Origin of the sequence: Marivita sp., assembly GCF_020055635.1 — a bacterium.
Lineage (GTDB): Bacteria > Pseudomonadota > Alphaproteobacteria > Rhodobacterales > Rhodobacteraceae > Marivita.
Genome location: NZ_JAIPUT010000004.1, coordinates 154,622 through 165,567 on the forward strand (window position 1 = coordinate 154,622; position 10,946 = coordinate 165,567).

Sequence of the window (10,946 nt, forward strand, 5' to 3'; positions counted from 1 at the left end):
ACGCAATTTGGAAATTGCGTTTCAAGCCCCTTCGAAGGGGCTTGCGCGCTCAGGGCAGATCGTGGCGCGCGTCCGCCACGTCGCGTGATGGCATCTTGCCGGAAATCTCAAGGATCAGCTTGCGTTTCACCGCCTCGGCAAAGGAATCGCGGGTCTCGGCTGTCACGACGAAGGCCCCCAGCCCGCCGATGATCCGCGCCTCGTATTGCGCCTCCAGCCCGCCCTGGGCGCGGCCGGGATCGTCGGGGCGCAGGATCGGCAGGGCGTTGATCGTCACGCCGGCAGCGACAACGGTGTCGCGCGCCTCGGCGATGGACGGGCCTGAATAATTTCGCACGCTATCACCGGAAAAGTCGATCACCCGCCGCCAGCCGTCGAACGCATTGGTGTCCATCAGCCGCAACCCCTCCAGAAGCGCCGCCCCGATGGCATTGCTGCCATAGGCCTGACGCGGCTTGTCCAGAAGCTCGGCGGCAAAGGCTGCCGCGCTGTCGGGTCCGTCGATCCGCATCCAGTCGGCCACCACCGCCTGGTTGGCGGCCCATTCCACGTAGGTGACGGCAATCGAGCCATAGGCCGTATCGGCGATCGCGGCCAGAACCTCGGGATCGGTGATCGCCTGCGCATATCCCTGTCGTTGAAAGTCGATCTCGCGCTGGTCGATGGAGCCGGACGCGTCGGCCAGCAGCACAAGTTCGAGATCGGTGTCCTGCGCCAGGGCGGGCAGGGACCAGGCCATCGTGACAAGAAAGGTCAGAAAACGCATCGCGGTCCTCCGTGAGTGACTTTGGGTAAAGCTAGGGCGCGAGCGACCGAGTGCCAAAGGATTGATCCGGATCAACGCCAAGGGTCTGACCTTGCGGCAGACTGAAGGTCCCTGAATATGGAAGGATCCTTCTGATGCGCCCGTCTTTCGCCTGCCTCGCGGCCCTGGCCCTTGCGACGACATCCGTGTCGGCGCAGGATGTCGATCAAGGCCGATCCCTGTTCCAGACCCATTGCGCAACCTGCCACGGCGCCGACGCGGCGGGCAATGGCCCGCTGGCCGGCGCGCTTGTCCTGCAGCCGCCCGATCTGACCCGGCTGGCCCTGAGCAATGACGGCATCTTCCCGCTGGAGCGCGTTCTCAAGCGGATCGACGGCACGGACCCGCTGGTCAGCCACGGATCCCCGATGCCGGTCTTTGGCCCGTATTTCGAGGGCGTGGCGAATACCGGCATGAAACTGCCCAGCGGCCAGCCGATGATGGTGTCAGAGCCGATGGCCGACCTGGTCGTGTATCTGCAATCGGTCCAGAACGCGGAATAGCCGTCGCGCTGCTCGGTCCGGAGGCGCGGCGCGTTCCGCCTTGCGGGCACAGGGGTTGCAAGCCTGTGCCATGTCATTGTGACATGCGGCCGGGTTTTCACGATGCGCGGGGTCAGGCGACTGGCGTTAGCTGCAGGCCCATGTGCCGCTTTCGTCAGCCTGTGTAGTCAAACCAGGCCTTGTGCCATCTCCGTCGTCTGAGGTCTTTGGGCGCAATGAATATGCCCAACGACTCATTTCCACCGAACGTCCAGCCAAGCAATTTCGAACTGTGAAGCTGCAAGAGGAGAACCGGATCCTCGGGGGCTGTGTAAAAGAATTCCTCCCTGACCGGCCCGCTCATGGTTGCGGCCTCCAGCGACGCCTGAAACGTCCAGGTCGGCTCGAAGATTTCGCGTATTTCGGGGGAAACGTCGTCCGGGTTCTGAAAATACGTTTGGCGCGCCAGCATCTCTACGGAAAGGCGTGTGGGATTTGGCCCGATGTCGAAGGGGGCAAATAGCGGATCCGACAAGTCGATTGATCGATGGCGCTCGCGGAGCGCACGAAGTTCATCGATATGAAGATATGAGTCCGCCGGCTGAGTGTTTGTCGGCGATACCGCAAGCGCGATCCTGGGCGGGCGGAAATCGCCTGCGGCGCGCCCGATCTCCTTCATCGCCGCCAGATCATCATGGTCGAGATAGTTCTCGATGCACGCTCCATTCGGGTAGGGACGCGGCGCGCCGCGTTGCTTGACATGAAGCACCCGAAGGCCGCCCCAGTCACGCGGCGCAAGAAAAAACAGCAACCAACCTGATTTTGGCCCCAGTCCGCCCCAGATGTCGTCAGGCAGATCCGACAGCGCGATCTGTGCCAGAAACAATGCGGCGTTCCCGTCGGTTTGAGGCCAGTCGACACCTGGCGGCATTTCTGGCAGTCCGCCAATCCAGCTTGACGGATTCTCCGGCGCAACAAGGATCAGGTCAAGCCGGCTCCATCCTGCATGGAAAGGCTGGGCGTTCGGCTCAAAATCGACGGCAGCCATATTGAAGTCCACCATCTGTTTCAGCATGTCCTCGGGCTCTTGCTTCGATGGCGCGGTCATCCGTTCGATGGCGCGATAAATCGGGTGCCCTTGGCGCGGAAACGCCAAAGCGCCCAACAGCATCATCACTACCCCGTAGAACGCGAGTGTCATGTTCATCGGATCACCCTTGAAGCCTATGGCGAGCATCAATGTCGCCCCGAACAAGATCGGAGGGCTGAGGAACGAAAAGAAGAACAACAAATGTCTCATGGCACGTATCTGAATGGGAAATCAGGCGAACTTCCGACCATTGTGGGGAAGGTTTTCGACCAGCTTGCACGTGTTGACCTAGCAGTGTGAGAACGCCGCAGTCTGGTCAGGCAGCCGCTGGGGCACCGCCGAAATCTCGCGGCCGGGGCTTGCTGACGAAAAACGCGACGCCCCGATCGGATGACTTTGTCTCGCCGGCATCGCAGGTTGTGGACCGCGCGTTCGCCCTGTTACATAAAAAACGCCCGAGGAAACCCCCGGGCGTTCTCTTTTCCCCCGACCCCTGTCAAACCCAGGGAGGGAGACATTGCACCGCGATCAGTTCGGAATGTCGCCGGTGATGCCTTCGATGTAGAAGTCCATGCCCAGCAGCGTGCCGTCATCGGCGGTCTCGCCCTCGGCGAGCCACGCAGAGCCGTCCTGCTTGTTGATCGGGCCGGTGAACGGGTGGTACTCGCCCGCCGAGATGGCGTCGATCATCGCCTGCGCTTCGGCCTTCACGTCGTCGGGGATGGCGTCGTTCATCGTGCCGATCACCACTTCGCCTTCGGGCATGCCCGCCCAGCTGTCGATCTGCTCGTAGGTGCCGTCCATCAGCGCGCCCACGCGCTTGATGTAGTAGGGCGACCATTCGTCGATGATCGACGCGATGCGCGGCCCGGGAGTGCCGTCGTCATTGGTGGTGAAGGCCGCCATGTCGGACGCTTGGCCGAAACCCCATGCAGAGCCGCCTTCCTTGGCGATCTCGGCCAGCGGCGCGGTGGAGTCGGTATGCGCGGTGATCACGTCGACTCCCTGGTCGAGCATCGCGCGCGCCGCGTCGGCCTCTTTCGCCGGATCAAACCATGTGTAGGCCCACGTGACGACCAGTTCGACATCCGGGTTGGCCAGCTTGGCGTGGTGATAGTACGAATTGATGCCCATGATCACTTCGGGGATCGGGAAGGACCCGATATAGCCGATCTTGTTGGTCTCGGTCATCTTGCCCGCGATGTGGCCGACCACGGCGCGGCCTTCGTAGAAGCGCGCGTTATAGGTCGACACATTCGGATGCTCGCGCTTGTAGCCGGTGGAGTGTTCGAACTTCACATCCGGGAACTTGGCCGCGACATTGTTGGTCGGATCCATGTAGCCGAAGGAGGTGGTGAAGATGATGTTGCAGCCCGACAGCGCCATCTGGGTGATCACGCGCTCGGCATCGGCGCCTTCCGGCACGCTTTCCTGCCATGCGATCTCGACCTTGTCGCCGTATTCTTCCTTGACGGCCAACGCGCCCTGGTGGTGCTGATAGGTCCAGCCGCCATCGCCGATGGGCCCGACATAGACGAAACAGGCCTTGGTGGTGTCCTGCGCCATGGCGGGCGCGCCGAAGGCCAGTGTCAGGCCGGCGGCAGCGGTGGCAAGTAGGGTTCTGCGGATCATAGATAGTCTCCCGGTTGGAGGGGCGGCAGCGCCCCCGTTGGTTGTGATGCGCCCGGTTTTCCTAACGGGTCGCGTGGAAGGTCTGTCCAAGGTTCGCCGGCGCATCATGACTGCTGCGGCTGCGGTTGGACGAGATGAAAACAAGCACGAGGATGGTTATCAGATATGGCGACATCGACAAGTATTGCACGCCCCAGGTCAATCCGGCGGCCTGGAGATTGAGTTGCAGCACCGAGATGCCGCCGAAAAGATAGGCACCGATCAGCACACGTCCGGCGCGCCAGCTTGCGAAGACCACGATGGCCAGCGCGATCCAGCCCGCGCCCGCCGTCATGCCCTCGGTCCATTGCGGCACGCGGACAAGGCTCAGATAGGCACCGCCAAGCCCGGCACAAGCCCCGCCGAACATGATCGCGAGCAGGCGCACGCGGATCACCTTGTACCCCAGCGCATGGGCGCTGTCATGGCTTTCGCCCACCGCGCGCAGGATCAGCCCCGCGCGGGTGTATTTCAGGAAGGCCCAGACCGCCACCACGATGCACAGGCTGAGATAGACCATGATGTCATGGCTGAACAACATCCGGCCGACCACGGGCAGGTCGCCCAGAAGGGGAATGTCGAGCTTTGGCAGGGTCTCGGCCTTCATGCCCTCGTAGGGTTTGCCCAGGAGTGATGACAGGCCCAGACCCAGCAGCGTCAGCCCCAGGCCGGTGGCCACCTGGTTGGACAGGAAGACCTGCGTCAGCACGCCGAAGGCCAGCGACAGGAGCGCGCCCGCCAGTGCTGCCATCGCAAAGCCCAGCAGCGGCGCCCCGGTGTTGATGGCGACGATGAAGCCGATCACCGCGCCGGTGATCATCATGCCCTCGACCCCGAGGTTCAGAACGCCGGATTTCTCGACCACCATCTCGCCGATGGCCGCCAGCAGGATCGGCGTGGCCGAGATCATGATCGAGGCGACCAGCAGGATGGGGTTGATGTTGCTCAGATCCATGTCGGGGCTCCGTGGACCAGATGGACAATGCCCGCCGTTGCCAATGCCACCGCCAGCATCAGCCCGACATGCCGCAGCGACGGACGGTGTGCCAGACCCCGCGCCAGTACGGGCCAGCGCCGGTGCACTCCAAGCGCGACACCCAGCGCGGCCAGCGCGATCACCGCCACATGGGCCAGAACGAACGGAGCAGCCGACGCGCCAGTGTCTCCGGTCAGAACACCGTGCAGCATCATCAGCGCCATCGCGCCCATCATGACTCCCATGCCAATCGGCATCCAGCCCGTATGTCTCATGCCAGTTCTCCCTTGCCGATCCGCACCCGGTAGTTCGTCAACACGTCCACCCCGAGCAGGAAGAACAGCAGCATGCCCTGGAACAGCTGGATCGACGCGCCCGGCACCCCCAGCATCAACTGCGCCAGTTCGCCGCCAATATATGTCAGCGCCATCAACAGCCCCGCCAGCAGGATGCCCACCGGATGCAACCGGCCAAGAAAGGCCACGATGATCGCGGTAAAGCCGTAGCCCGAGCCGAAATCGATCGAGACCTGGCCCGCAGGCCCCGTCACTTCGAACAGACCGGCCATCCCGGCCAAGGCGCCTGCAAGGCCGAGGCAGAACAGGATCGTGCGGGCCGGCGACACACCGGCGAATTTTGCGGCCCGCGCGGCTTCGCCGGTCAGGCGGATGTTGTAGCCCTGGATGTGCCGCGTCAGCAGCACATAGGCGAGGATCACCGCGATGAAGGCGGTCAGCACGCCCAGATGCATGCCGGTGCCGGGGATCAGCTCGAGGTTCTGCGACGACGACCATTGCGACAGGTTGCGCGATCCGGGAAAGCCCATGCCCTCGGGATTGCGCAAGAGGCCCGACGACACCGACGCCAAGAGGTTCTCGGCGACGTAGACCAGCATCAGCGACACGAGGATTTCATTGGTGCCGAAGCGCACCTTCAGAAGCGCCGGGATCATCGCCCAGCCCCAGCCGCCAAGGGCGCCCGCCACGATCATCAGCGGCAGGATCAGCACCGACTCCATCGGATAGAGCGCCAGCCCCGCCGCGGCCCCGCAGATCGCGCCCATGATGTATTGCCCCTCGGCGCCGATGTTCCAGATGCCGGCCCGGAACCCGATGGACAGGCCGATGGCGATCAGGATCAGCGGCCCCGCCTTCACCAGCAGTTGCGGCCGCGAGAACGCCGCGAATTGCGGATGGAACAGCGGGTCCCAGAAGATCGTGCGGATCGCCTCGAAAGGCGAGGTGCCGATCAGCCCGAACATGATGCCACCGAAGAGCATCGTCAGGATCACCGCCAGGATCGGCGTCGCCACCGTCCAGGCCTTCGAGGGCTGCGGCCGCTTTTCCAGCCGGATCATGCGACGCCCTCGCGGCGTCGCGTGTGGCATGCCGCGGCAAGGGCATATTTGGAAAGAGAAGAAGCGGACCGGTCGGCACCCCATCCCGGCTTCTTCTCTTCAAAAATATGCAAATCCGGTTTTGCAAGTTTGCAAAGCCGCCGGGAAAACGCGTCACGCCTCGACATGCGCCACCTCCATGTCATGTGCGCCGCCCATCATCAGGCCGATCTCTTCCATGTTCAGATCCGCAACCGGCTTCAACGAGGACAACCGCCCTTCATTGAGTGCGCCAAACCGGTCGGCGATTTCCAGCAGTTCGTCCAGATCCTGGCTGACCACCAGGATCGCCGCGCCTTTCGAGGCAAGATCCAGCAGCGCCTGCCGGATCGCGGCGGCGGCGGCGGCATCGACGCCCCAGGTCGGCTGGTTGACCACGAGGATGTCGGGGTTCTGCGCCACCTCGCGCCCGATGACGAATTTCTGCAAATTGCCCCCCGAAAGCGCGCGCGCCGCCACATGGGTGCCGGGGGTGCGCACGTCGAACCGCTCGATGACGTCGCCCGCAAACCCATCGGCGCGTTTCCAATTGATGAAGCCGTTCTTGACCAGCCCTTGACGCCGTCCTGCCGTCAGCACGGCGTTTTCCGTCAGGCTCATGTTCGGAGCAGCGGCATGGCCCAACCGTTCCTCCGGCGCGGTCAGGCACCCGGCGGCGCGGCGCGCGACCGGTCCGTCGCGGCTCACATCCGCACCCTTGACCCAGATCGTGCCGCGCGGTGTCGTGCGTTCGCCCGAAAGCGCCAGCAGCAATTCGTCCTGACCGTTGCCCGCAACCCCGCCAAAGCCCAGCACCTCGCCCGCGCGGACCTCAAAGCTGATCCCGCGCAAAGGTGTGCCGAAGGCGCCCGGCGCGGGCATCGTCAGGTTGTCGACCCGCAGCAGCACCTCGCCGGGCGTGGTGTGTTTGGCGGCGGGCGCGGCAAAGCTCGACCCGACCATCATCTCGGCCATCGCCCGTGCGGTGGTCTCGGACGGGGTGCAGGTGGCAACCTTCTTGCCCAGCCGCAGGATCGTCGCGTGGTCGCAGAGCGTGCGGATCTCTTCCAGCTTGTGGCTGATATAGAGGATCGCGGTGCCTTCGGATTTCAGCTTGCGCAATGTCTCGAACAGGATCTCGACCTCCTGCGGGGTCAGCACCGAGGTCGGCTCGTCCATGATCAGCAGGCGCGGCTCTTGCAGCAGACAGCGGATGATCTCGACCCGTTGCCGTTCGCCCGCCGACAGCGTGCCGACGGTGCGCGCCGGATCGAGCGGCAGCCCGTAGGTCTCCGACACCTCGCGGATCTGCCTGGCCAGATCGCGGCGCGGCGGCGGGTTTTCCATGCCAAGCGCCACGTTTTCCGCCACGTCGAGCGCATCGAAGAGCGAGAAATGCTGGAACACCATCGCCACGCCAGCCTTGCGCGCCGCACTTGGTTCGGACGGTGCATAGGGCGCACCGCGCAGGGTCATGCTGCCCTTGTCCGGTTTCACCAGCCCGTAGATCATCTTGACCAGCGTGGACTTGCCCGCACCGTTTTCGCCCAGCAAAGCGTGGATTTCGCCTTCGCGGATGTCGAAGGACACCTCGTCATTGGCGACGACGCCGGGATAGGCCTTGGTCAGCCCCGAGAGGCGAAGGAGGTCGTCTGGCGTGTTGGAGGACACTGAACACCTGCGTTGATCGTTGAAAGGCTCAATAGCTGTGCGGCAACCCCCACGGCAATCGCTTGCGGATGTTTGCCAAGGGATTTTTGCCCAATCGGACAGCAAATGCGAGATATTTGGGCGTCGGAATGGCCCATCTTGCGCAGGCGTGACGAAAACCGCGCTTTTTTCGTGTCGGACCCGATCAGCCCGGCAAAGCCGAAGCCGTGGCGCAAAAGCGCGTCACACAGGCTCAGGTCGAGCGCGTGGGAATAGGTCAGGATCAGGTGCGCCGCGTCTTCCGGCGCATGTCGGACGACGCGCAGCGGATCGCTGGCGGGCAGGGCGTTCACCGCGTCGGGAATGGCGTCGGGAAAGCGGTTTGGCGCGGTGTCGACCCAGGTGATGCCGATCTCGGGGATCGGGTGCAGCACATCGACCAGCGCGCGCCCGACATGGCCCGCGCCCCAGATCCAGAGCGCGCGGGTGGGACGGGCCAGTGGCTCGACGAACCAGCCCTGCACCATGCGCGGGCGCAGATCGACGCCCTGGTTGCGGGCGCAGGTGGTGAGGCGTTTGACCGCCAAGGGCATGTCCCCCGGGCCGCGCGAGATGACGGTTTGATCCTCCAGTTCGGTCAGCCGCGCGGCATCGTAAACCTCGGTCAGCAAAGTGACCGCGCCACCGCAGCACTGGCCCAGTTCCGGCCCCAAGGGATGGCGGCTGAACCCGTCACGGGCAAAGGCCTGCTGTGCCGCCTGATACTCCAACGCGCCGCCGCCGATGGTGCCCGACTGCCCGCCCTCCCAGACCAGCATCGCCGCGCCCACCTCGCGCGGGGAGGAGCCCTGCACCTCGGCGATCACCACGCGGGCAACGCGGCCATGTGCCGTCACCGCCGCGCGCAGGCTTTGAAGGTCAAACGCCATCGCGGACCCTTTCGATGGCTGCCAGAACCCGTTCCGGCGTGGCGGGCGCCTTGAGCGCCGGATAGCCGGTGCCACAGGACGCCACCGCGTCGGATAACGCGAGGAACACCGACATGCCCAGCATGAAAGGCGGCTCGCCCACCGCCTTGGAGCGGTAGATCGTGTCCTCGCGGTTGCGCCCATCCCAAAGCGCCACGTTGAACACGTCGGGCCGGTCCGAACAGGCGGGGATCTTGTAGGTCGAGGGCGCGTGGGTGCGCAGGCGTCCGGCCTCGTCCCAGACCAGTTCCTCGGTGGTGAGCCAGCCCGCGCCCTGCACGAAGCCGCCTTCGACCTGCCCGATGTCGATCGCCGGGTTCAGCGACGATCCCGCGTCATGCAGGATGTCGGTGCGCAGGATGCGGTACTCGCCGGTCAACGTGTCCACCGCCACTTCGCTCACCGCCGCGCCATAGGCGAAATAGAAGAACGGCCGGCCCTGGCCCTTGATCCGATCCCAGCTGAGTTTCGGCGTGCGGTAGAACCCGGTTGCCGACAGGCTGATGCGCGCCTCGTAGGTCAGCTGCGCGGCCTTGGCAAAGCTGTAGGTCTCGCCCATCACGGTCACGTTGCCATCGGCGAACACCACGTCCTGCGCATCGCATTGATGCAGGCTGGCCAGATGATTGGCCATCCGGTCGCGGATCGTGTCGCAGGCGGCCTTGACGGCCATGCCGTTCAGGTCGCTGCCCGAGGACGCCGCCGTGGCCGAGGTGTTGGGCACCTTGGCGGTGTCGGTCGCGGTGATCCTGACCCTCTCCAGCGGCACGCCGAACCGGTCGGCGGCCACCTGCGCCACCTTCTGGAACAGGCCCTGTCCCATCTCGGTGCCGCCGTGGTTCATGTGGATGGAACCGTCGTCGTAGACATGCACCAGCGCGCCGGCCTGGTTGAGATGCGTCAGGGTGAAGGAGATGCCGAACTTCACCGGCGTCAGCGCGATGCCGCGCTTCAACACCGGCTCGGCCGCGTTCCACTCCGCGATCGCCCGCCGCCGGACGTGGTAGTCCGACGTCTCCACCAGCCGGTCGACCAGTTCCGGCAGGATGAAATCCTCCACCACCTGTCCGTAGGGCGTCGTCCACCCCGGCACCTCGCGCCGGGGCGCGGCGGGCTCGGCCACCGCCTGCACCGCGCCCCGGCTGGTCAGGTCGTCCTGCGGCGCCGCCAGCGCTTCCGCCCCCTGCTTCATTGTGCCGGAAATATCCCGGTGGGAGTCGGCCCGGGACGGGCCGGCGGGGGGCTGGCCCCCCGCGCCGCCGCCGATGGCGCCATAGAAGTTGACGCGCCGCACCCCCAGCGGGTCGCGCCCGAGGGCATGGGCGATCTGGTCCATCGCCCGCTCGATCCCCAGCATGCCCTGCGGCCCGCCGAAGCCGCGGAAGGCGGTGGCGGACTGGGTGTTGGTGCGCAGCCGGTGCGAGACGATCCGCACCGCCGGCAGCCAGTAGGCGTTGTCGGCGTGCAGCATCGCGCGATCTGCAACCGGAAGAGACAAATCCATCGACCAACCGCAACGACACAACTGCAGGAACGACAATCCGGAAATGCGACCTTCGGAGTCATGGCCTACGCGATAGTCTATGCGGAAATCATGCCGTTTTCCGGTGATCATCATGTCGTCATCGCGGTCATAACGCATCGCACAGGGCTTGCCCGTCAGAGATGCCGCAACGGCGCAGGACACCGCCAAGTGATTGCCCTGGCTTTCTTTTCCGCCAAACCCACCACCCATCCGACGGATTTCGCAGCGCACGGCATTCATGGGCTTGCCCAGCGCTTCCGCCACTTTGTGCTGAATTTCGGTGGGGTGCTGGGTGGAAGAATAGACGACCATATCGCCAGCTTCTTGCGGCAATACGATACTTCTTAAAGAACGTTCTATTGCTTGAATTGTTTCTGGTGTCCAAAGGTCATACCATGCACTTT

At 64.5% G+C, this 10,946-nt stretch carries 9 protein-coding genes and 1 pseudogene; 1 reads left to right on the forward strand and 9 read right to left on the reverse strand.

The genetic code is table 11. The features are described 5' to 3' along the window. Positions 1-49: 49 nt before the first annotated feature. Positions 50-766 (reverse strand): DUF1194 domain-containing protein, encoded by a 717-nt coding sequence (locus LCF60_RS03865; protein ID WP_292289760.1) that lies wholly within the window; start codon positions 764-766, stop codon positions 50-52. A gap of 134 nt (positions 767-900) precedes the next feature. Between LCF60_RS03865 and LCF60_RS03870 the strand changes: the two genes are divergently transcribed. Then, positions 901-1,308: a cytochrome c gene (locus LCF60_RS03870; protein WP_292289761.1), complete on the forward strand. Its 408-nt coding sequence runs from the start codon at positions 901-903 to the stop codon at positions 1,306-1,308. Positions 1,309-1,462: 154 nt separating this feature from the next. On the opposite strand, the gene LCF60_RS03875 is transcribed toward LCF60_RS03870, so the two are convergent. The 8 genes and pseudogenes from LCF60_RS03875 to xdhB all read right to left on the reverse strand — a co-directional run. Beyond that, the gene (locus LCF60_RS03875) at positions 1,463-2,587 is read right to left on the reverse strand and encodes a DUF1963 domain-containing protein (RefSeq protein WP_292289762.1); all 1,125 of its coding nucleotides are present in this window, start codon (positions 2,585-2,587) and stop codon (positions 1,463-1,465) included. A 318-nt stretch (positions 2,588-2,905) separates the two neighbouring features. Further along, on the reverse strand, positions 2,906-4,009 hold the full coding sequence (locus LCF60_RS03880) for a BMP family ABC transporter substrate-binding protein (RefSeq protein ID WP_292289763.1): 1,104 nt from the start codon (positions 4,007-4,009) through the stop codon (positions 2,906-2,908). Between the two features lie 61 nt (positions 4,010-4,070). After that, the gene (locus tag LCF60_RS03885) at positions 4,071-5,003 is read right to left on the reverse strand and encodes an ABC transporter permease (RefSeq protein WP_292289764.1); all 933 of its coding nucleotides are present in this window, start codon (positions 5,001-5,003) and stop codon (positions 4,071-4,073) included. After that, the gene (locus LCF60_RS03890; RefSeq protein ID WP_292289765.1) at positions 4,994-5,299 is read right to left on the reverse strand and encodes a hypothetical protein; all 306 of its coding nucleotides are present in this window, start codon (positions 5,297-5,299) and stop codon (positions 4,994-4,996) included. The genes LCF60_RS03885 and LCF60_RS03890 overlap by 10 nt, the downstream gene beginning before the upstream one ends. Beyond that, positions 5,296-6,381: an ABC transporter permease gene (locus LCF60_RS03895; protein ID WP_292289766.1), complete on the reverse strand. Its 1,086-nt coding sequence runs from the start codon at positions 6,379-6,381 to the stop codon at positions 5,296-5,298. Before LCF60_RS03895 ends, LCF60_RS03890 begins: the two co-directional genes overlap by 4 nt. 153 nt (positions 6,382-6,534) lie before the next feature. After that, positions 6,535-8,070 carry an ABC transporter ATP-binding protein gene (locus LCF60_RS03900; RefSeq protein ID WP_292289767.1) on the reverse strand — a complete coding sequence of 512 codons (1,536 nt, stop codon included), beginning with the start codon at positions 8,068-8,070 and terminating at the stop codon, positions 6,535-6,537. Further along, positions 8,025-8,978 (reverse strand): xanthine dehydrogenase accessory protein XdhC, encoded by a 954-nt coding sequence (xdhC, locus tag LCF60_RS03905; protein WP_292289768.1) that lies wholly within the window; start codon positions 8,976-8,978, stop codon positions 8,025-8,027. Before xdhC ends, LCF60_RS03900 begins: the two co-directional genes overlap by 46 nt. Beyond that, a pseudogene (xdhB, locus tag LCF60_RS03910) lies at positions 8,968-10,884 on the reverse strand (xanthine dehydrogenase molybdopterin binding subunit); the annotation flags it as partial. The pseudogene xdhB and the gene xdhC, both read right to left, overlap by 11 nt. Positions 10,885-10,946: the final 62 nt, after the last annotated feature.